Annotated in this window: 22 protein-coding genes; 13 read left to right on the top strand and 9 right to left on the bottom strand. The window is 68.8% G+C overall.

The annotated features are described in order from the left end of the window. Nucleotides 1-99 precede the first annotated feature (99 nt). Nucleotides 100-765 carry a glutathione S-transferase family protein gene (locus DDE10_RS21800; RefSeq protein WP_114954920.1) on the top strand — a complete coding sequence of 222 codons (666 nt, stop codon included), beginning with the start codon at nt 100-102 and terminating at the stop codon, nt 763-765. Then, nucleotides 762-1,205 carry a nuclear transport factor 2 family protein gene (locus DDE10_RS21795; protein ID WP_162806784.1) on the top strand — a complete coding sequence of 148 codons (444 nt, stop codon included), beginning with the start codon at nt 762-764 and terminating at the stop codon, nt 1,203-1,205. The genes DDE10_RS21800 and DDE10_RS21795 overlap by 4 nt, the downstream gene beginning before the upstream one ends. Before the next feature lie 219 nt (nt 1,206-1,424). Here DDE10_RS21795 and DDE10_RS21790 read toward each other — a convergent pair whose 3' ends face one another. Then, complete coding sequence (locus tag DDE10_RS21790) at nt 1,425-1,874, bottom strand: cupin domain-containing protein (protein ID WP_114954918.1); 450 nt, start codon at nt 1,872-1,874, stop codon at nt 1,425-1,427. A gap of 68 nt (nt 1,875-1,942) precedes the next feature. Here DDE10_RS21790 and dapE point away from each other — a divergent pair, with 68 nt between their 5' ends. Then, a complete protein-coding gene (gene dapE, locus DDE10_RS21785; protein ID WP_114954917.1) occupies nt 1,943-3,076 on the top strand; it encodes a succinyl-diaminopimelate desuccinylase in 1,134 nt (377 codons plus the stop codon). Nucleotides 3,077-3,203: 127 nt separating this feature from the next. Here the strand turns inward: dapE and DDE10_RS21780 are convergent, their stop codons facing one another. The 4 genes from DDE10_RS21780 to DDE10_RS21765 form a co-directional block, all read right to left on the bottom strand. After that, nucleotides 3,204-3,566 carry a hypothetical protein gene (locus tag DDE10_RS21780; protein WP_114954916.1) on the bottom strand — a complete coding sequence of 121 codons (363 nt, stop codon included), beginning with the start codon at nt 3,564-3,566 and terminating at the stop codon, nt 3,204-3,206. 72 nt (nt 3,567-3,638) lie between these two features. Then, a complete protein-coding gene (locus tag DDE10_RS21775) occupies nt 3,639-4,043 on the bottom strand; it encodes a Smr/MutS family protein (RefSeq protein WP_349356553.1) in 405 nt (134 codons plus the stop codon). Between the two features lie 112 nt (nt 4,044-4,155). Beyond that, nucleotides 4,156-5,397 carry a murein transglycosylase A gene (gene mltA / locus DDE10_RS21770; RefSeq protein WP_284734821.1) on the bottom strand — a complete coding sequence of 414 codons (1,242 nt, stop codon included), beginning with the start codon at nt 5,395-5,397 and terminating at the stop codon, nt 4,156-4,158. Nucleotides 5,398-5,561: 164 nt separating this feature from the next. After that, a complete protein-coding gene (locus tag DDE10_RS21765) occupies nt 5,562-6,185 on the bottom strand; it encodes a Tim44/TimA family putative adaptor protein (RefSeq protein ID WP_114954932.1) in 624 nt (207 codons plus the stop codon). A gap of 221 nt (nt 6,186-6,406) precedes the next feature. Between DDE10_RS21765 and secB the strand changes: the two genes are divergently transcribed. The 4 genes from secB to DDE10_RS21745 all read left to right on the top strand — a co-directional run bounded on the left by secB (nt 6,407) and on the right by DDE10_RS21745 (nt 10,405). Beyond that, nucleotides 6,407-6,928, top strand: coding sequence for a protein-export chaperone SecB (gene secB, locus DDE10_RS21760; protein ID WP_114954913.1), 522 nt, complete (start codon nt 6,407-6,409; stop codon nt 6,926-6,928). A gap of 28 nt (nt 6,929-6,956) precedes the next feature. Continuing rightward, nucleotides 6,957-8,525, top strand: coding sequence for a murein biosynthesis integral membrane protein MurJ (murJ, locus tag DDE10_RS21755; RefSeq protein WP_114954912.1), 1,569 nt, complete (start codon nt 6,957-6,959; stop codon nt 8,523-8,525). Then, a complete protein-coding gene (gene trpS, locus DDE10_RS21750) occupies nt 8,525-9,529 on the top strand; it encodes a tryptophan--tRNA ligase (RefSeq protein ID WP_114954911.1) in 1,005 nt (334 codons plus the stop codon). The genes murJ and trpS overlap by 1 nt, the downstream gene beginning before the upstream one ends. A gap of 216 nt (nt 9,530-9,745) precedes the next feature. Next, nucleotides 9,746-10,405, top strand: a complete 660-nt coding sequence (locus DDE10_RS21745; protein ID WP_114954910.1) for a DUF4136 domain-containing protein — start codon at nt 9,746-9,748, stop codon at nt 10,403-10,405. 227 nt (nt 10,406-10,632) lie between these two features. Here DDE10_RS21745 and dnaA read toward each other — a convergent pair whose 3' ends face one another. The 3 genes from dnaA to mutM all read right to left on the bottom strand — a co-directional run bounded on the left by dnaA (nt 10,633) and on the right by mutM (nt 13,642). Next, the gene (gene dnaA, locus DDE10_RS21740; protein WP_114954909.1) at nt 10,633-12,045 is read right to left on the bottom strand and encodes a chromosomal replication initiator protein DnaA; all 1,413 of its coding nucleotides are present in this window, start codon (nt 12,043-12,045) and stop codon (nt 10,633-10,635) included. A 409-nt stretch (nt 12,046-12,454) separates the two neighbouring features. Next, nucleotides 12,455-12,718: a 30S ribosomal protein S20 gene (gene rpsT, locus DDE10_RS21735; protein WP_114954908.1), complete on the bottom strand. Its 264-nt coding sequence runs from the start codon at nt 12,716-12,718 to the stop codon at nt 12,455-12,457. A 108-nt stretch (nt 12,719-12,826) separates the two neighbouring features. After that, entirely contained in the window at nt 12,827-13,642 is an 816-nt protein-coding gene (gene mutM / locus DDE10_RS21730) for a bifunctional DNA-formamidopyrimidine glycosylase/DNA-(apurinic or apyrimidinic site) lyase (RefSeq protein WP_114954907.1), read from the bottom strand. A gap of 158 nt (nt 13,643-13,800) precedes the next feature. Here mutM and DDE10_RS21725 point away from each other — a divergent pair, with 158 nt between their 5' ends. From DDE10_RS21725 to DDE10_RS21700, 6 genes are all read left to right on the top strand, one after another. Next, nucleotides 13,801-14,529 (top strand): class I SAM-dependent methyltransferase, encoded by a 729-nt coding sequence (locus DDE10_RS21725; RefSeq protein WP_114954906.1) that lies wholly within the window; start codon nt 13,801-13,803, stop codon nt 14,527-14,529. A 19-nt stretch (nt 14,530-14,548) separates the two neighbouring features. Further along, nucleotides 14,549-16,087 carry a 2-polyprenylphenol 6-hydroxylase gene (gene ubiB / locus DDE10_RS21720; protein ID WP_114954905.1) on the top strand — a complete coding sequence of 513 codons (1,539 nt, stop codon included), beginning with the start codon at nt 14,549-14,551 and terminating at the stop codon, nt 16,085-16,087. A gap of 81 nt (nt 16,088-16,168) precedes the next feature. Next, entirely contained in the window at nt 16,169-17,383 is a 1,215-nt protein-coding gene (gene coaBC / locus DDE10_RS21715; protein WP_114954931.1) for a bifunctional phosphopantothenoylcysteine decarboxylase/phosphopantothenate--cysteine ligase CoaBC, read from the top strand. Nucleotides 17,384-17,387: 4 nt separating this feature from the next. After that, nucleotides 17,388-17,831, top strand: coding sequence for a DoxX family protein (locus DDE10_RS21710; RefSeq protein ID WP_114954904.1), 444 nt, complete (start codon nt 17,388-17,390; stop codon nt 17,829-17,831). Further along, nucleotides 17,812-18,249 (top strand): dUTP diphosphatase, encoded by a 438-nt coding sequence (gene dut, locus DDE10_RS21705; RefSeq protein ID WP_114954903.1) that lies wholly within the window; start codon nt 17,812-17,814, stop codon nt 18,247-18,249. Before DDE10_RS21710 ends, dut begins: the two co-directional genes overlap by 20 nt. After that, entirely contained in the window at nt 18,246-19,022 is a 777-nt protein-coding gene (locus DDE10_RS21700) for a HesA/MoeB/ThiF family protein (protein WP_114954902.1), read from the top strand. The genes dut and DDE10_RS21700 overlap by 4 nt, the downstream gene beginning before the upstream one ends. A gap of 8 nt (nt 19,023-19,030) precedes the next feature. On the opposite strand, the gene DDE10_RS21695 is transcribed toward DDE10_RS21700, so the two are convergent. After that, complete coding sequence (locus tag DDE10_RS21695) at nt 19,031-19,483, bottom strand: SHOCT domain-containing protein (protein ID WP_114954901.1); 453 nt, start codon at nt 19,481-19,483, stop codon at nt 19,031-19,033. Nucleotides 19,484-19,602 lie beyond the last annotated feature (119 nt).

Here is a 19,602-nt window from a genome sequence, read left to right as displayed (position 1 = left end):
GACCCCTACCGGGACCATGCGAGGGAGACCAGGCGGCTCGTGCCCTTCGTCTGGTAGCGCCGGCTTCCGCTCCGGCCCCTCCCTCGCTACACAGCCGCCATGCTCAAGCTCATCATCGGCAACAAGGCCTATTCCTCCTGGTCGCTGCGCGGCTGGCTGGCGGTGAAGCAATCCGGTCTCCCCTTCCAGGAGATCACCGTGCCCATGTTCGACGAGAATTGGAGCAAGCGGACCGAGGGCGACGAGTTCGCGCCGTCGGGCGGCAAGGTGCCGATCCTGTGGGACGAGCAGACGGTGATCTGGGACAGCCTCGCCATCGTCGAATGGCTCGCGGACCGGACCGATCGCGCCCGCTACTGGCCGCGCGACGACGCCGCCCGCGGCATGGCGCGTTCGATGGCGGCCGAGATGCACTCCTCCTACCCTAACCTGCGCCGCGAGCTCGGTATGAACGTGCGCAAGCGCTTCCCGGCGAAGGCGCTGTCGGACCCGGTCAAGACCGAGCTGCTGCGGATCATGGAATTATGGGCGCAGGCGCGTGCCCGCTACGGCAGCGGCGGCCCCTATCTGTTCGGCGAGTTCGGCGCCGTCGACATCATGTTCGCGCCGGTGGTGACCCGGTTCGTAACCTATTCGGTTCCCGTACCCCGGTTCGCAGCCGCCTATATGGAGACGATCCTCGCCCATCCCTGGATGCAGCAGTGGATCGACGCGGCGCAGGAGGAGCCCTGGGTGATCGAGCATTACGAGACGGCCGAGCCGTGAAGGCGCTCGCCGCTTTGCTGATCGTCCTCGCTGCCCCGGCGCCGGCCGAACTAGTATCGACGGAGACGCTGCGGGAGGTCGCCGACCGCTTTGACGGGGCGCAGATCGCGCAGGACCAGGCGACGCTCGAGGCGATGACCGCTCCGGATCTGGTCTTCGTCGGCAGCGACGGCGCCCGCCAGGACCGCGCCGGCTTCATCGCCGGCTGGATGGATCCGCAGATCCGCTTCGAGCCGGTGACGATCACCGACCGCTATATCCTTCCGCTCGGCGAGGATGCCGGTATCGTCGGCGGCGAGACGGTCCTGCGCGGCACCGCCGGCGGCCGCCCCTTCACCAGCCGGATCCGCTTTGCCGACACCTTCCGCCGAATCGACGGCGCGTGGCGCGCGGTCCACATCCAGGCGACCCGGGTTCCCGAAGCGGAAGGGACGCGATAGCACGCGGTGCACGCCGCACGCTTCGATCGCGCCGTCTATTCTCGCGCGGAGACGCGAAGTCGCGAAGAGGCTGGGCACGGCTCTTGCTCCTGCATCGGATCGACAGGCGCGCCTCGACCGATGCCGCGGCGAAATCTCCGCGCCTCCGCGTCTCCGCGCGAATCCTCGCCGCCTTCGGCGGGGGCAGGCGTTGCTCAGCGGTCCACAAACACGAACGGCTCAATAGTCGCTGCCGTCCTTGCGGACGAACTTCTGGGTCTTCCCGTCGAGATGGAGGTCGATGTCGGGATAGTGGCAGTCGCTGTCGGCCCAGCGGCCGATCGCGTAGAAGATGCAGGGCCGATCGCTTCGGTTGACGAGATGGTGGCCGTTGGCGACGCCCTTGGGGAAGGCGGCGCAGTCGCCCGGGCGCATCACCGTCTCACCCTCGTCCTCGACGAGCACCGCCTCGCCGTCGATCATGATGACGATCTCGTCCTCGCCTTCGTGCCAATGGCGCTGGCTCGAGATTCCGCCCGGCTCGAGCAAGACGTGGCTGACGCCGAAGTCGGTCAGTCCGGCGGCCTGCGCCAGGCGGCGATAGAGACGCTTGGCCATCGGCTCGGCGAAAGGCGGCGGATAGCCGGTGCGGTTGGTCTGCTCGATCGATTCCAGGTCCAGTTTCGGCATGGCCCTCCCCTTTCGCGCGGATGCAGCGAGCAGGTGTGTCGCCGCGCGATATCCTCTAGGCAGGCGGCATGACGACGACAATCGATCCGGTCGAGCTTGCCGCCCGCCTCATCGCCTGCCCGAGCATCACGCCGGCCAGCGGCGAGGTGTTCGACCGGCTCGAGACGGCCCTGGCCCCGCTCGGCTTCGAGGTCCACCGCTTCGTCGCCGGCGAGGCGCCGGACGGGCCGGTCGAGAATCTCTATGCGAGCCGCGGCTCGGGCGGACGGCATCTCGGCTTTGCCGGGCATCTCGACGTCGTGCCCGCGGGCGAAGGCTGGGCGAGCGACCCGTTCGCGCCCGACCTGCGCGCCGGCCTGCTCCACGGCCGCGGCGCCGTCGACATGAAGGGCAGCATCGCCGCCTTCGTCGCCGCCTGCGCGGCGACGGCCGACCAGGACGGAACGATCAGCCTGATCATCACCGGCGACGAGGAAGGCCCGGCGACCTACGGCACGCCGAAGCTGATCGAGTGGATGGAGGCGCGCGCGATTCGGCCGGACATGATCCTGATCGGCGAGCCGACCTCGGAGGCGCGGCTCGGCGACATCGCCAAGATCGGCCGGCGCGGCTCGGTCAACATGTGGATCGACGTGCCCGGCACCCAGGGCCATGTCGCTTATCCCCACCGCGCCGACAATCCGGTGCCGCGACTGGGCCGGCTGATCGCGGCGCTCGACTCGCTCCATCTCGACGACGGCAACGACATCTTCCAGCCGTCCAATCTCGAGATCACCGCGGTCGAGACGAGCAGCCGAGCCACCAACGTCATTCCCGGCCGGGCGCGGATCCAGCTCAACATCCGCTTCAACAATCTCCAGCGCGGCGCCGACCTGGTCGAGCTCGTCCGCCGCACCGCCGAGGCTCAGGCGCCCGGCGCCGTCGTCGAGGCGAAGATCTCGGGCGAGGCCTTCCTGACGCCGCCGGGGCCGATCTACGACATCGTCAGCGAGGCGATCCGCGCCGAGACCGGGATCTCGCCGCGTCTCTCCACCCATGGCGGCACCTCCGACGCGCGTTTCCTGATCGCGCTCTGCCCGGTGGTCGATTTCGGCCTGCCCAACGCCACCATGCACAAGCTCGACGAAGCGGCCGCGGTCGAGGACATCCGCAGCCTGCAGCGCATCTACGAACGGGTGATCCGCCGGGCGCTGGCCGGCTAGACCGGATTGTGATCTGATCGCATCAGATCATCCGATCTAGGGGCTTGATATGTCGCGATTTCCGAGTCGTCGGATGTTCCCATCCGACTAGAAATCGCTCTAGCCCCACGGCGATCGCGGCGCCGCGCTAGCGGAGCGAATCGTACAGCCGTTCCAGCCGCGCTTCCGCGTCGCGCGGATAGGTGACTTCATTCTCGAACACGAACGGGTCGCCGGGTGCCGGCTTGGTGCGGTCGGCGAGATCGTCCCAGAGCGTCAGCCAGACGTTGAAATGCCGCACCAGGCCCGTCGCGGCATCCTGCATCTCGTCGGGCAGCAAATAGCCCTTCGCCATCAGCAGCGAGCAGACGGCTTTGTTGATGCGCCTCAGGCTGCAGGCCCAGAGCCAGGTCCGGCCGTTCGCCAGATAGTCCTGATAGGCGGCGCGCGCGCACAGGAAGTGCATGTGCAGCGGGCCGAGCAGCTCGTCGAGCAAGGGATTGGCGGTCACTCCGGCCTCCGCGACATGTTCGGGCAGTCTCTGGTTCGCCGGCGTAAGGGCAAGTTGCCGGGACGCGAAGGGCTATTTCTTCCGTCTCAGCACGATGTAGAGCGCCCCGGCGCCGCCGTGGCGGGGATGGGCGGCCCGGACGGCGGCGATGTCGGCGGCGTGGCGGGAGGCGTGGAGCCAGTCGCCGACCGCCGCGCGGATGGCGCCGCGCGCGACCGGCCGGCGATCGTCGCTCGGCGGCTTGCCGGTGACGAGCAGCATCAGCCGCGCGCCGCCGGCGATCGCCTGGGCGAGCCGGTGATCCAGCAGCTCGTAGGCGGTGGCGAGATTGTGGCCGTGAAGGTCGACGACCGCGTCGGGCGTGACCAGGCCGCGCGCCAGCCGCCTGTCCCACGTCGAATCGAGCGTCGTCCCGGGTACGGCGCGCTTCGGCGCGGCCGCAGCGGGTGGGGACGGCGCAGCCCGGGCCCGCGGCACGGGGCTCGCCGCCGGGGGCGCAGCGGCCGGCTCGGGCGCGTCAGCCGCCGGGGAGGCCCGGCCAGGCAGCGGCCGGACCGACTCCACCACCTTGCGCCATAATGCGCGCTCCTCAGCGCTGAGCCGGCGCAAGGGCGTTGCGGGTGGATAGTCGGGCGAGGCTGCCCCGCGGCAGCAGCAGATAGGCGCGGCCGCGCGCCGACATGCCGCCGGCGATCGTCGCCGCCTGGGGACCGGCGCCCCAGAAGGTGTCGAAGCGATTGGCGCCGCGGATCGCGCCGCCCGTATCCTGCGCGACCCACAGGCCGTCGGCGAGGCTGTTGTCCATGCCGGCCAGGATGACCGGCGCGCCCAGCGGAACGAAGCGCGGGTCGGCGGCGACCGACACCCGGGGCGTGACCGGCCGACCGAGCGCGCCGAGCGGGCCGGGCCCGGTCAGCTCGCGGAAGAAGACATAGCTCCTATTCTCCCGCATCAGCGCCCGCCCCTCTTCCGGATGGGCGCGCAGCCAGGCGGTGATCGCCTGCATGGTGATCGGGCTCTGGAGGATTCCGCGCTCGCGCATCAGCCGGCCGATCGCGACATATTCGCGGCCATTCTGTCCGGCATAGCCGATCCGCATGACGCCGCCGTCGGGCAGGCGCAGACGGCCCGATCCCTGGATCTGGAGGAAGAAGAGGTCGACCGGGTCGGCCGCCCAGGCGATCTCCAGGCCGCGTCCGGCGAGCGCACCGGCCTCGATGGCGGCGCGGTCATGATAGAGGACGTAGCGCCCCTCCCCGTCGAGGCGGCCGCGGCCCGATTCGCCGGTCAGCGGATTGCGGTCGAGCAGGTCGTCGGGCTTGGCGTAGACCGGCACGTCGTAGCCCGGCCGCCGATCGCGGGAGCCGGCAATCTCCGGCTCGTAATAGCCGGTGGCGAAGGCCGTGCCGTCGCCGACCGCGACCGTCTCGAAATGCGCGGCGAAGAAGGCGAGCGCATCGGCATTCCCCCAGCTGGAAGCGGCGGCGCAGGCCGTCGCCCAGTCGGCGGGCCTGGCGAGGCCCGACAGGTCCGCGCGACGGACGATGTCGGGACAGCTGATCCGGAAGGCGGCGAGCGCCGATGCGGCGGCGGCCGGCGAGATTTCGAGCGCGCCCAGCGCCGGGCCGGGGCGAACTCCCGCCTGCGCGGCGGTCGCTGGAGGAAGCGGCGCTTCGGATGGAGGCGGCGTCTGGGCCGGAGGCGGCGTCACGACCGGAGGCGGGGTCGGGACGGTGCGCGGCGGCGGCACGACGCGCGCGCAGCTCGCCAGCGCGATCAGCAGCGTGAAGCAGAGGAAGGAGCGCAAGGAGAAGGAATCGCGGCGGTGCACGAAGGAAGGCTTAGCGAGGAAGGCAGGGAGGAGGAAGGGAGACGGGCTCGCCTCGCGAACTCAGCAGCGAATGGCAAACGCCAAATGAAACCCTCGCGCCAAAAAAAAGCCCTCCCCATCAAGGGGAGGGCTTAAGTCGGAAGGATGCGTCTTACGCCCCGGCCTCAGGCGACTTCGTCGGTCTCGACCAGGACCCAATTGGGATCGTCGCTGCCGACGGTGCGGCGGAAGGTCCAGACGTCGTGTGTCGGCACGGCGTCGGTGAGCGAACCGGCGACCACCTCACCCTCGGCATTGCGGGTCACGGCGGCGACGAAGGCGTCGAAGCGGACGTCGATCTCCGCGACGCGGCCGTCGAGGCGGGCATCGTCGATGGCGGCGCGCTCGATCGCGACCAGACGGTTGTCGAGCTTGTGGCCGGCGGCCTCGCGCTCGGCGATCGCCGCCTCGAAGGCGGCCAGCACCTCGCCGCTGGCGAGGAAGGCGAGCTCTTCGCGGTCGCCCTTCCAGAACGCCTCGAGCACCATCCGGTAGGCGCCTTGCGCGCCTTCCAGGAAACGGGCGACGTCGAAGCCGGGATCGGCGGCAACGATTGCGCGGATGCCGGCAGCGGCATTCTGATCGAAGGCGAAGCCGCTCGGCTCGGCGGCGCCGAGCTTGGGCTCGGCCGGCGCGGCGGCGGGCTCGGTGCCCGGGGCAGCTTCGGGACGGGTGACAGGACGCTGTTCGTGGCCCGTGCGCTGGCCCAGAACCGCATAAAGCCGCAGCCCAACGAACAGGGCTATCATGGCCAGCAGCACGATTCCGACGGTCAAATCCATTCTCCTTGGAGGCCCTCCTACATAGGCGCGTTGCCGACCCGTTTCAAATCCGCATTCCGCGCAACGAACAAGGGACGCGGATGTTGCGTGCCGCCGTGGCGCCTGCTACCCGCCCGCAGGCGTGACCGCGCCTCCCCAAGGGACCGGGCTGCGGCGTTTTTCCAGAAACATTCCAAGGGGTTGACACGATGGCCGAACAGGATGGCAGCAACGGCGCAGTCGAGCAGGCGATCGGCGGAGCCGACAATATGCCGCAGGTCGGGGTCGTCGCCCAATATGTGAAGGACCTCAGCTTCGAGAATCCGAACGCGCCGGCGGTCTATCAGTGGCAGGGCCAGCCCCAGATGGACGTGCAGTTCAACATCGGCGCCCAGCCGGTCGGCCAGGACCTGCACGAGGTCGTCCTCAAGGTCGAGATCAGCGCCAAGGCGGACGAAGGCACCGCCTTCCAGATGGAATTGCTCTATGGCGGCCTGTTCGCGCTTCGCAACGTCCCCCAGGAGCAGCTCCAGCCCTTCCTTCTCGCCGAGGCGCCGCGCATCCTGTTTCCGTTCGCGCGCCGGATCATCGCCGATGCGACGATCGACGCCGGCTTCCCGCCTCTGCTGCTCGATCCGATCGACTTCGCCAGCCTCTACATGCAGCGCGCCGCGCAGCAGCAGGCGGAGGAGACCGGGGGTCAGGCCGGGGAAGTGACCGGCCAGGCCTGAATCCGGACGGGGGGAGGACCGGGCGGTCATGAGCCTGCTCAGGTCGACGGGGATCATCGGCGGCCTCACCTTGGTCAGCCGGCTGGCGGGCTTCGCGCGCGACATGATCCTGGCGCGGGTCCTCGGCGCCGGCCTCGCCGCCGACGCCTTCCTGCTCGCCTTCCAGCTCCCCAACATCTTCCGCCGGCTGTTCGCCGAGGGCGCCTTCTCGGCCGCCTTCGTCCCCTTGTTCAGCCGCCGGCTGCACGGCGAGGACGGCCGCGCCTCGGCGGAGGCCTTCTGCCGCGATGTGCTCTCGGTGTTCGTGCCGATCCTGATCGGCTTCGCCGCCCTCTTCGAGCTGGTCATGCCGGCGATCGTCTGGGTCATGGCGAGTGGCTTTGCCGAAGTGCCGGGCAAGTTCGAGCTGGCGGTCGCACTGTCGCGGATCACCTTTCCCTATATCGTGCTGATCAGCCTGGTCTCGCTGCTCACCGGCATCCTCAACTCGCTGTCGCGCTTCGCGCCGGGCGCCGCCTTCCCGATCCTGCTCAACATCGCGCTCATCGCCGCCCTTCTCGCAGGCGACCGATTGCGCGCCGCGGGCGGGGATGACGAGACGGTCGCCTTCGCGCTGGCCTGGGGCGTCGCCGCCGGCGGCATCGTCCAGCTGCTCTGGATGTGGTTCTGGGTGCGGCGCGCCGGCATCCGCCTTCCGTTGCACCGGCCGCGGCTGACCCCGGAGGTGAAGGAGCTGGGCCTGATCATCCTGCCGGCGGTGTTCGGCGCCGGCGTCTATCAGATCAATCAGCTGGTCCAGCTCTATTTCGTCACCAGCCTGCCGGAAGGCTCGCTCGCCTATCTCGCTTATGCCGACCGGCTCAACCAGCTGCCGCTAGGAGTCATCGGCATTGCGCTCGGCACCGCCATCCTGCCGGGGCTTTCGCGCTTCGTCGGCGGCGGCGACCGCGCCGGGGCGGATCGGCTGCAGTCGAGCGCGATCGAGTTGGCGATGCTGCTCACTCTGCCGGCGGCTGCGGCGCTCGCGGTCTGCGCGGGCCCGTTCGTCACCGCCTTCTTCCAGGGCGGCCGATTCGATGCGGCCGATTCGGCCATCACCGCTTCCGTGATCGTTGCTTTGGTCGCCGGGCTTCCGGCCTATGTCATGATCAAGGTACTGACCCCGGCCTTCTTCGCGCGCAAGGACACCCGCACGCCGGTCGTCGGCGCGCTCGTCGGCCTGATCTTCTTCGCCGGCTTCAACATCCTCTTCGTCGATCGCTACGGAATCGTCGGGCTGGCGGCGAGCAGCGCGATCGGCGCCTGGCTCAACACCCTGTTCCTCTACATCGTCCTGGTCCGGCGCGGCCTCTATCGGATGGACTCCACCTTGGTCGGGCAGCTGCTGCGCCAGGCGCTCGCCGCCGGGGCGATGGTCGCCGTCCTGCTGCTGCTGCGTCCGGCGCTGCAGGGCTGGTATGGCGGCTCCATCGTCGAGCGCGCGGCGTCGGTCGCCGCGCTGGTGCTGGCGGGGGCGGTCGCCTATTTCGGCGTCGCCGCGCTCGACGGCGCCGTCGATCGGACGCGCCTGCAGCTGCTCATGAAGAGGAAGACGTGATGCGTATCATCTCCGGCATCCAGCCGACCGGGAATCTCCATCTCGGCAATTATCTCGGGGCGATCCGGCGCTGGGTGAAGCTGCAGGACGAAGTCGAGGGCGCCGACAATTTCCTGATCTTCCTCGCCGACCTCCACGCCATCACCGTCTATAACGATCCGGCCGAGCTGAGGCGCAACATCCACGGCATGGCGGCGGCTTTGGTGGCCTGCGGCATCGATCCGGCACGGACAGTGCTGTTCAACCATGCCCGCGTCCCCGCTCATGCCGAGATGGCCTGGCTGCTCGGCTGCACGGCCCGCATCGGCTGGCTCAACCGGATGACCCAGTTCAAGGAGAAATCGGGCAAGAACCGGGAGGGCGTCAGCATCGGCCTCTATGCCTATCCGGTGCTCCAGGCCGCCGACGTGCTGCTGTATCAGGCCACACATGTGCCGGTGGGCGAGGACCAGAAGCAGCATATCGAGCTCACCCGCGACATCGCGATGAAGTTCAACACCGATTACGGCGTCGACCTGTTCACCGTCCCGGAGCCGCTGATCGGCGACACGGCCGCGCGGATCATGTCGCTGCGCGACGGCCGCTCGAAGATGTCGAAGTCGGACCCGTCCGACATGAGCCGGATCAACCTCAGCGACGATGACGATTCCATCGCCCAGAAGATCCGCAAGGCGAAGACCGACCCCGAGCCGCTGCCCGACAGTTTCGAGGCGTTGTCCGGCCGGCCCGAGGCCGAGAATCTGGTGAGCATCTACGCCGCCCTCACCGATCGAACGCCGCAGTCGGTGGTCGAGGAATATGCCGGCAAGGGCTTCGGCGCGTTCAAGCCGGCGCTCGCCGACCTGCTCGTCGAGTCGCTGGGACCGATCCGCGGCCGCCTCGACGATTTCGCCGCCGATCCCGCCGCCCTCGACCGCATCCTCGCCGACGGCTCCGCCCGCGCCGCCGAGCTGGCGAAGCCGACTCTGGAAGGCGCCTACCGGGCGCTCGGCCTGCCGCGCTGACTTCGGCCGCGAGCGCCCCTCTTCGGAGGAGAGGCTGGGCGCTGCGCATCCTCGCTACGGCTCTGTCCCCTGGAGATCGCGCCCCGGCCCGGACGCGATCTCCACCTTCACTCCCCGTTCAGCAATCCCTTCATCCGCCATTCAGCGCTTCTTTGCGATAACGGCCAAGTTGTTCTATATCCGGGACAAATGTTCCGCGTCGAAAGGCCTTTCAGAATGTCGTTCAAGAAGAAGATGCTGGCGCTCACCGCGCCGGTCGCCGCGCTCGCGCTGAGCGCCTGCGCAACCGGCTTTCCCGCCCAGGTGCAGCGCTTCCAGGCGATGCCGGCCCCGCAGGGCCAGACCTTCGTCATCCAGCCGGCGGACCCCGAGAGGAGGGGCAGCCTCGAATTCTCGCAATATGCCGACCTGGTTCGCCGGAACCTGATCGAGATGGGCTATGCCGAGGCCGCGTCGGCCGAAGGCGCCACCATGGTCGTGACCCTCGATTACGGCGTCGACGATGGGCGCGAGCGGGTCGTCGCCCGTCCCGATCCGTTCGGCTACGGCTTCGGCTATCGGCCCTATTACAGTCGCTTCGGCTATTTCGGCCATCGCCGCCACCCCTTCTACTGGGGCTGGCACGATCCGTTCATGTTCGGCGGTGGCGGCTACGATATCGACAGCTATACTCTCTATACGAGCTTCCTCGACATGGACATCCGCCGCACCGCGGACGGCCAGGCGTTGTTCGAGGGTCTTGCCCAGGCGCGCTCGCGCAGCAACGCGCTGCCGGCTTTGGTGCCGAACCTCGTCGAAGCGATGTTCACCAACTTCCCGGGCAATTCGGGCGAGACGGTGCGGATCACCGTGGCGCCCGAGCGCGAGGAACGCTGAGGCTCCGCCCGCAGCAAAGGAATGAGGAAAGGGCCGGGAGACCGGCCCTTTCTTTTTGGCTGCACGGTCGCAACACGATAGCCGCTCATCCTGACTAGCCGGTGAGCCTGTCGAACCGGCGTATCGAGGGACGGTCCTTCGATGCGGGCCTTCGCCAAGCTCAGCCCTGACTCAGGATGAGCGGGCTCGGGCGGGATATGCGACGGCGCCGCGCCCCTCGTCTGCCCTCAGCTCTCGAGCTGGCGCGTCAGCAGGCGGATGTCGGCGTCGAGCTCGGCGTCCTGAGCGCGCAATTTCTCTATCTGGCGGACGGCGTGGATCACCGTCGTATGGTCGCGTCCGCCGAAGCGGCGGCCGATCTCGGGCAGAGAGCGCGGGGTCAGCTGCTTGGACAGATACATGGCGACCTGGCGCGGGCGCGCGACCTCGCGGGCCCGCCGCGCGCTCGTCATCTCCGCCTTGCGGATGCGGTAATGGTCGGAGACGCGGGTCTGGATCTCGTCGATCGAGATCCGGCGCTGGTTGGCGCGCAGGATGTTGGCGAGGACCTCGCCGACGAAATCGAGGTCGATCGGCCGGTTCTGCATCATCGCGTAGGCGGCGATGCGGTTGAGCGCGCCCTCGAGCTCGCGCACGTTCGAGCTGATCCGCTTGGCGAGGAACATGACGACGTCCTCTGGCACCTTCACGTCGGGAAGCTGCTCCAGCTTCTTGGTGATGATGTTGAGCCTGAGCTCGAGGTCGGCGGCATTGATGTCCGCGACGAGGCCCCAGCTCAGCCGCGACAGGATTCTCGGCTCGATTCCGTCCAGGTCCTGGGGTGCACGGTCCGAGCTGATCGCGAGCCGGCGGCCGGCCGAGATGATCTCGTTCATCGTGTGGAAGAATTCTTCCTGGGTCGATTCCTTGCCGGCGATGAACTGGACATCGTCGATCATCAAGAGATCGGCCGAGCGCAATTGCTGCTTGAACCGGATCGTCTCGTTGGCGCGGAGCGCGGCGACGAACTCGACCATGAACTTCTCGGCGGACATGTAGATGATCTTCGCCCGCGGCCGGACCCGGTGGAATTCGTGGCCGAGCGCGTGCAGCAAGTGGGTCTTGCCGCGGCCGGTTCCGCCATGGAGGAAGAGCGGATTGAAGGCGACGTTCTCGGCGGTGGCGAGAGTGCGGGCGGCGTTGAACGCCACCTCATTAGCCTTGCCGACGACGAAATTCTCGAAGCGGTAGCGGGGCTCGAGCGCCACCGAATAGAGACTGGGCTCGGCCTTCTCGGGCACCGGCTCCGGCAGCTCGGCCGGCCCCGGTATCTCGACCAGGGCGGCGGTGCGCGGCGCCGCGGCGCCGACCCCGATCCGGATCTGGCGGACGTCGGGCAGCCGCTGACGCCAGGCAAGGGCAAGCCGTTCGGCGAAATGGGTCTGCACCCAGTCGGCCATGAACTGGGACGGCAGCTCGAGCCGCAGCGTCCCGGTGTCGGCGTCGAAGCCGCCGAGCGAGATCGGCCGCAGCCAGCCATCGAACGTGCGCGCGCCGCAGTCCCGCCGAAGGCCGGCGCGAATCGACTCCCAGGCCGACGTGATCGGATCCGTCGTTCCCGTGTCGGTGTTCAGCGCGATAGTGTCGGCCGGCGTCTGCATGAAGCGCGCACCCCCTTTCCATGTCCCTGCCGCCAAAAGCGGCCTTTTCTCAGCGCAAAACTTCCCCCCACGGCGAATCACCCCCCGGGGCGCCGCTTCGGAACCAATTTTGCTGTTGCGTCCGACGGGAGATTCGCCCGTGCGGAAACTCAGTTGTAGGAACCCGATCGGAGTCCGATCAAGGGGTAAAAAATCCGCAACACAAATTATACCGGGTTGACACCAAAAAAGCGCGCAACTCCGCGGCCTTGCGAATTTGATCCAGTGTTTTCAATGACTTGGCTGATCATGCCGCCGCGCAGCATGGCGCGAATCGCGGAGACTCCTCGGCTTTTTCGCCGGCTTCTCGCAGACACGAAAAACCCGTCGGCCGAGGGCCGACGGGCGCTGTTTCCGGCATTAGAAGGGTTTAGCCGAGGGCGATGAGACGCCGCGTCAAACGCGACAGCTTCCGCGCCGCCATATTCTTGTGCAGCACACCCTTCGCGACTCCGCGTGCCAGCTCCGGCTGCACCCGCTTCAGGGCATCGCGCGCCTTATCCTTGTCGCCGGCGGCGAGAGCGGCCTCGACCTGCTTGACGAAGGTGCGGATGCGGCTGACGCGAGCGCCGTTGATGTCGGCGCGGCGCGCGTTGCGGCGGATACGTTTTCTGGCTTGCGGCGTGTTCGCCATTGGGGGGCCTCTTGTCTGAAATGAAAAGGGCGCGGCTTCACCCGCACCCGCTCAGGGGCGCCACTTAGGCGCAGAAGCGTCTTTGGTCAACCGCCCGCTCGGCCGAAATCAGCGCTGGCAGCGCGGGCAGAAGAAGGTCGAGCGGCCGCTGTCGACGCGGCGCCTGATCGTCGCCCCGCAATTCGGGCAGGCCTCGCCCTCGCGGCCATAGACCCGCCAGCTCGCCGAGAAATAGCCGAGCTCGCCATTGGGCTGGGCATAATCGCGCAGGGTCGATCCGCCGGCCGCGATCGCCGCCTCCAGCACCGACTTCACCGCCGCGGCGAGCCGGTCCAGTCGCATCCGGGAGATCCGGCCGCCCTCCCGGCCGGGGGCGATGCCGGCGAGATTGAGCGCCTCGCAGACATAGATGTTGCCGAGGCCGGCGACGATGCGCTGGTCGAGCAGCAGCGCCTTGATCGGCGCCACCCTCCCCTCGAGCGCCCGCTCGAGATAGGCGCCGTCGAAGGCCTCGCCGAGCGGTTCCGGTCCCATCTTTGCGAACGGCTCGGCGGCATCCAGCGAATCGGTCGCCAGCAGATCGAGCGAGCCGAACCTGCGGGGATCGTTGAGGCTTATTCGCCGGCCCTCGTCGGTCTCGATGGTGACGTGGTCGTGGGCGAGCGTTTCGGCCGGATCGAGCCGCCACGACCCCGACATGCCGAGATGGAAGACCAGGGTGTCGCCGCGGTCGGTCTCGATCAGCCCATATTTGGCCCGCCGGCCGAGACGGGTCACCCGCGCCCCGGTCAACCGCTGGCGAAGGTCGGGCGGAAAGGCGCGGCGCAGGTCGTCGCGGCGCAGCTCGATCGAGGCGATGCGGCGGCCCTCGAGGACGGGGGCGAGGCCTCGGACGGTCGTCTCGACCTCGGGAAGCTCAGGCATGGTCGAAACGGGTCCCTTCGAGAGCGATCCGCCTCTCCCTAGCCCGGCGCGGTGAAAAAAGCCCTCGGGAAAGCTGTCCGGGCTCCCGTGGCGACGCCGGATCATTTTGCGCCACTCTCGGTTCCCAGCCCCGGCAAATCTGGTCTAGAGGCGCGGTCATGGACAAGGTTTCATTCGGGCACGAACAGGTCGAGCCGGCGGAGAAGACCCGCCGGGTCGGAGGCGTCTTCTCGAGCGTCGCGTCCAATTACGATCTGATGAACGATCTCATGTCGGGCGGCCAGCACCGGCTGTGGAAGGACCAGTTCGTGCGCAGGGTGCGTCCGCGGGCGTCCGAGCGGATCCTCGACATGGCCGGCGGGACCGGCGACATCGCCTTTCGGATGGCGCGGCGCGGCGCCGAGGTGACGGTCGCCGACATCAATCCCGACATGCTGGCGGTCGGCGTCGAGCGCGCACGTCAGCGCGGCCTGGACGGGCTCGTCTGGGCCGAGGAAAATGCCGAGACCTTGTCCTTCGCCGACGCGCGGTTCGACGCCTACACGATCGCGTTCGGCATCCGCAACGTCACCCATATCGACCGGGCGCTCGCCGAGGCGCATCGCGTGCTCAGGACCGGCGGGCGCTTCTTCTGCCTCGAATTCTCGCAGACCCGCTGGCCGGGCTTTCGCGAGGCCTATCGCGGTTACAGCCGGTTCCTGGTGCCGCGGATCGGCCGCGTGGTCGCACGCGACGCCGATTCCTATCGCTACCTGATCGAGTCGATCGAGCGCTTCCCCGACATGGACGCCTTTGCCAAGATGATCCGCAAGGCCGGCTTCGGCAACGTCAAGGCCGAGCCGATCCTCGGCGGGCTCGTCGCGATCCACAGCGGCTGGAAGCTCTGATGTCGGCCGCACAGGCTTCATGACCAGTCCGGTCGTCCACGTCTGGCGCCTGCTCAAATGGGGGCGGGTCCTCGCCCGGCACGGCGCGCTGCGCGGTATCGAGCGGGATCCGAACACGCCGCTGCCGGTCAAGCGGCTGGCGAGGCTGGCCCGGTTCGGCGCGCGCATTCCCACCGTCCCCACTTATGCCGAGGCCTTCCAGGACATCGGCCCGGCCGCGATCAAGTTCGGCCAGGCGCTCGCCACCCGTCCCGACGTGGTCGGCGAGCAGGCGGCGAAGGACCTGACCCGGCTTCAGGACAGCCTTCCGCCGGCACCGTTCGAGAAGATCCGGACGTTGATCGAGGAGAGTCTGGAACGGCCGATCGGCGACATCTTCAGGGAGATCGACCCGGTGCCGGTCGGCGCGGCCTCGATCGCCCAGGTCCACCGGGCAGTGACGACCGAAGGCCGGCTGGTCGCGGTCAAGGTGCTGCGGCCGAACATCGAGGAAGACTTCGCCCGGGCCCTCGACACCTACGAATGGGCGGCGGCACAGGTCGAGCAGATGGGCGGCGAGGTTGCGCGCCTGCGCCCCCGCCTCGTCGTCGCCACCTTCCGGCAATGGACCAATCGCGAGCTCGATCTCAGGCAGGAGGCTGCCTCGGCCTCCGAGCTTCGCCAGAATCTGGAGGCGGAGAGCGGCTTCTTCGTTCCCGACATCGACTGGACGCGGACGTCGCGGCGGGTGCTCACGCTCGAATGGATCGACGGCATCAAGCTCACCGACCGCGATGCCCTGGTCGCCGCCGGCCACGACCTCAAGGCGCTCGCCGCCATCCTGGTCCGCGCCTTCCTGCGCCAGTCGGTGGTCGACGGCTTCTTCCACGCCGATCTGCACCAGGGCAATCTGTTCGCGCTCCCGGACGGGCGCCTGGCGGCGATCGACTTCGGCATCATGGGCCGGATCGACCGGCAGGCGCGGATCTGGCTCGCCGAGATCCTCTACGGCCTCATCACCGGCAATTACCGGCGGGTCGCCGAGATCCATTTCGAGGCGCAATATGTGCCGCCCCACCACAATATGGAGGAGTTCGCGACCGCGCTGCGCGCCGCCGGCGAGCCGATCCGTGGCCTGCCGGTCAAGGACATCTCGGTCGGGCAGATGCTCGACAGCCTGTTCAAGATCACCCGCGACTTCGACATGCCGACCCAGCCGCATCTGCTGCTGCTCCAGAAGACGATGGTCATGGAGGAAGGCGTCGCCACTGCGCTCGACCCCGACATCAACATGTGGGAGACGGCCGAGCCCTTCCTTCGCGAATGGGTGCGCGGCGAATTGGGCCCCGAAGCCCGCCTCGCGGACGAAATCGTCAAGGGGGTCCGCCTGCTGCGCAAGCTCCCCGACCTGGTGCGGCGCATCGACTATTATTATCCGCCCCCCGGCGCGGCGCCGCCGGTGCCGCCGCTCCCCGAGATCGCGATCGTGCGGCCGCACCGTTACGGCTGGGCGGCCCTCACCAGCCTGCTCTCGGCCGCGGCCGGCGCCGCGATCGCCCTCGCCTTCACGATGACGTGACCGGCGCGCGGGCTCGCGCTTGATTTCTCCGGCCCCGCAACGAACATGGACATGGAGTCGCCGGAGAGCCATGCACGACCGATGCTGAACAAGCGCATCCTCCTCATCGTCGGCGGCGGCATCGCCGCCTACAAGGCCTGCGAGCTGGTCCGGCTGATCCGCAAGGCGGGCGGCAGCGTCCGCTGCGTCCTGACCAGAAGCGGTGCCGAGTTCGTGACTCCGATGACCCTCGCCGCGCTCTCGGAGCAGCCGGTCCATACCAGCCTCTGGGACCTCAAGGACGAGGTGGAGATGGGCCATATCCAGCTCTCCCGCGAGGCCGATCTCATCCTCGTCTGTCCGGCCACAGCCGATCTCCTCGCCCGGATGGCCGCGGGAATCGCGGATGATCTCGCCACCACCTTGCTCCTCGCCACCGACAAGCCGGTCTTCGCCGTGCCGGCGATGAACGTGCGGATGTGGCTTCACGAGGCGACCCGGCGCAACGTCGCACGCTTGCGGGAGGACGGCGTCCAGATCCTCGACCCCGACGAAGGCGAGATGGCGTGCGGCGAATATGGTCCGGGCCGTCTGCCCGAGCCGGCGGCTGTCCTCGCCTGGCTCGAGCGGGTCCACGGCGAGACGGCGGCCCGCCCCAGCGCGATCGAGGCAGCACCGCTTGCCGGCCGCCACGTCATCGTCACCGCCGGCCCGACCCACGAGCCGATCGACCCCGTACGGGTGATCGCCAACCGCTCCTCCGGCAAGCAGGGCTTCGCCATCGCTTCGGCGCTGGCGCAGCTCGGCGCACGCGTGACGCTCGTCTCCGGCCCGGTCGCCCTGCCGACGCCGCCCGGCGTCCGCCGCATCGACGTCGAGACCGCGGTCCAGATGGAACGGGCGGTCCAGACCGCGCTTCCCGCCGATGCCGCGGTGCTGGTCGCCGCGGTCGCGGACTGGCGGGTGGAATCCACCCCCCAGAAGCTCAAGAAGGCGGACGGGCCGCCGCCGCTCCGCTGGTCGGCCAACCCGGACATATTGGCCGGTCTCGCCGCATCGCCCGCGCGCCCGCGCCTGCTGGTCGGCTTCGCGGCCGAGACCGAGAACGTCGTCGCCGAGGCGCAGGCGAAGCGCGCAAGGAAGAACAGCGACTGGATTGTCGCCAATGACGTCTCCGGGGACGCGATGGGCGGAGAGACGAACCAGGTCCATCTCGTCACCGCCGACGGCGTCGAGAGCTGGGATCGGGCCGCCAAGGCCGAGGTGGCACGGCGCCTCGCCGACCGGATCGCGGAGCAATTGTCGCGGGGGGATTGAGACGATGGGCAAATGGCTGCTGCTGACGCCGTTGGGGAGGCTCGGCGATCTCGGGCTCCTGCTGCTTCGCTGGGTGACCGGCGCATTTCTCGTCTTTCAGAGCCACGACAATGTCCTCAGCGCCGAGCGCATGGACGAGTTCGTCCGCTTCCTCGAACAGTTCGGCTTCCCCTCGCCGGCGCTGATGGCTCCGCTCTGCGTGTGGGCGCAGTTCCTGTGTGGCTTCGCCTTCATCCTCGGCCTGCTCACCCGCTGGGCCGGGATCGTCACCACGTTCGTGTTCATCGTCGCGGTCCGGATGGTGCACTGGCCGCAGGACTTTCCCGGCTGGTGGCCGGCTTTGATCCTCGTCTTCCTCGGAATCCTGTTTGCGACCCAGGGCGCCGGCCGCTACGCGCTCGACGAACTGATCGCACGCAGGAGCGGGAATGATCGACATCAAGGTTAAGCGTCTGCCGCATGGCGAGGGCCTCCCCCTCCCCGGTTATGCCACCGAACATGCCGCCGGGCTCGATATCGTCGCCGCGGAAAGCCTCGCGCTGGAGCCCGGCAAGCGCCACGCCGTCGCCACCGGCTTCGCCATCGCCATCCCCCACGGCTACGAGGTGCAGGTGCGGCCCCGCTCCGGCCTCGCCTTCAAGAACGGCATCTCGGTGCTGAACACGCCCGGCACGATCGACAGCGACTATCGCGGCGAAGTGAAGGTGATCCTCGCCAATCTCGGCAGCGAGCCCTTCCAGATCGTCCGCGGCGAGCGCATCGCCCAGCTCGTCCCGGCGCCGGTCCTGCAGGTGCGCTTCGAGGAGGTGGAGGATCTCGACGCCACCGCCCGCGGGGAAGGCGGCTTCGGCTCGACGGGGCGGTGATCCTCAGCGACGCCCAGCTCGACCGCTATGCCCGCCACATCGTCCTCAAGGAGATTGGCGGCGAAGGCCAGCGCAGGCTGCTCGAAGCGAAGGTGACCTTGATCGGCGCCGGCGGCATCGGCTCGCCGGCGCTGCAATATCTCGCCGCCGCCGGCGTGGGATCGCTGCGGGTGATCGACGACGACCGGGTCAGCCTCGACAATCTCCAGCGGCAGGTGCTGTTCGGCACCGGCGACGTCGGCCGGATGAAGACCGACGCCGCCGGCGAAGCCGTCGCGCGATTGAACCCGGAGGTCCGCTTCACCGCCGTGAACGCCCGGCTCGACGGCGCCAATGCCGGCGCGCTGATCGGCGAGGCCGACATCGTCGTCGACGGCAGCGACAATTTCGCCACCCGCCTCGCCGTTTCCGACCATTGCACCCAGGCCCGCATCGTTCTGGTCTCGGCGGCGATCGGGCAGTTCCAGGCGCAGATCGGCACCTTCCGCGGCTGGGAGGCGGACAGGCCCTGCTATCGCTGCTTCGTCGGCGACGCCTTCGATGCCGAGGATTGCGACAGCTGCTCCGAGCTGGGCGTGCTCGGCGCGATGGCGGGGATTGCCGGCAGCTGGGCGGCGATGGAGGCGGTTCGCGCCGTCACCGGCTTCGGCGGCGATCCCGCCGGCAGGCTCCACATCTTCGACGGCCTCGCACCGGGCCTGAGGACGATCCGGATCGTCAAGGACCCGGCCTGCCGCACCTGCGGGGCGGCGGCGCCTATCCCCGCCGGATAGCCCGAGCGTCAGGCGCCGAGCAGGCGAAGCGCCTCGTCGAAGAAGCGCCAGGTCTCGCGCGGCTGCGCGACGAATAAGACAGCGAGACCGGCAACGACGCCGATCGGGACGAGGTGCCAGCCGAGCAGGCGACCGAGCAAGCTCGGCCGATGCGGCGCCGGGGCCGGCGCTCCGGCGGTCCGCGCCGCCGCCAGAGCGGGATCGCCGGCCACGGGCGCCAGCGCTTCATGGAGGACCAGCTCGTCGGCCGGGAGGCCAAGCACGATCGACTTCTCCGCCTCGAACTCCTCGGCGGAAAGCGCCCCGAGGTCGCGCAGGCGAGCGAGCCGCTCGATCGCCGTCAGCCGGTCGTGGACGATCGCATATTCGGGGGTGACCGCCGGCAGGGTTGCCGGGGTCGGCGCCGGCGAAGCCGCCGGGACCGGGAAAGACGATGCCGCCGGCTCGAAAGCCGGCGGCAAGATACGCTGCGCTACATTTACGGGTGCGGGCGCGGCAGGCAACGTCTCGCGCGGGACCAGCGACAGTCGGGGCGCGGACGGCGCAAGATCCCCGAGCTGATGACCGCGACTGATGACAA

Origin of the sequence: Sphingosinicella terrae (genome assembly GCF_003347635.1) — a bacterium.
GTDB lineage: Bacteria > Pseudomonadota > Alphaproteobacteria > Sphingomonadales > Sphingomonadaceae > Allosphingosinicella > Allosphingosinicella terrae.
The sequence above is the reverse complement of the archived record's forward strand: the minus strand, read 5'-3'. Positions and strand labels throughout refer to the sequence as shown.